Origin of the sequence: Psychrobacter sp. TWP2-1-2, from assembly GCF_049896785.1 — a bacterium.
Taxonomy (GTDB): domain Bacteria; phylum Pseudomonadota; class Gammaproteobacteria; order Pseudomonadales; family Moraxellaceae; genus Psychrobacter.
Window position 1 is genome coordinate 1 of the sequence record NZ_JAFCVA010000047.1, and the last position, 781, is coordinate 781.

Below are 781 nucleotides of genomic sequence, written 5' to 3' on the forward strand. Positions count from 1 at the left end.
CTGCCCCTATTGGCTTGCTATAGTAATTGATACCTTGTTTGCTTGCTAAGCGTCAAACAGGTATCAAAACTATATCTAAGCCCCTAGTGACCGTCATTTCTCGTTTCAATCGTTGCCTCAAGAGCAGATCGCAACTAATCAGATGCACACGGCTATTTCTCGTTCTAAGCGAAAAGATGCTTATAACGACAAGCCGTAACCAGTACCAATCAAGATCACAGTATTAAATAAAGTGAGATAAAGCCTCACCTAATTTAATACTGCTACAAAAGCCGTAGCAAGTGCCGCTAATCTATAGCGTTCATACCGTACCTGACCACCACCCCCTCGCCTTTAATAATAAATACAGCCAGTAAATATTTGTCAATGTTCGTTCGTCAGATAATTGAATATTTTTTTCGCTTGTGGCGAAAATAATATTAAATTTTCACGCAGAAATGCCCTAGTGGGGCATTTTGCTTGCCGAGCCGCTGCATGACAAAATTTACTGTCAGCTTTCTTTGTGGCTATGGGTTCGGTGGGTCGAATATGTGCCTAACAAAAAATAAGCAGCCCAAGCAGACAGGCGCACAAATCAGAGCAAAAGAAGTGACAAGCCAAACAGCCCACAGAGGCGCAGCAGTGGCAGAAGTGGCGACGATGGGTAAATACTAGCGGAGCAAGTCAGCGCCACGCAGACAGGCGCACAGGCAGGCATAAGCGCAGCTGATGAAGTGGCAGCGCAGCAGCTAAAAAGGTAGTAATATGGGTTACATTACGTTACATTAAAGAGCTGATTTTA

The 781-nt window shown here is 44.0% G+C and carries 1 protein-coding gene; it reads left to right on the forward strand.

Annotation, left to right across the window (positions count from 1 at the left end; genetic code table 11):
• Positions 1-474 precede the first annotated feature (474 nt).
• On the forward strand, positions 475-654 hold the full coding sequence (locus ACP7AE_RS14170; RefSeq protein WP_426243863.1) for a hypothetical protein: 180 nt from the start codon (positions 475-477) through the stop codon (positions 652-654).
• The last annotated feature ends 127 nt before the right edge of the window (positions 655-781 follow it).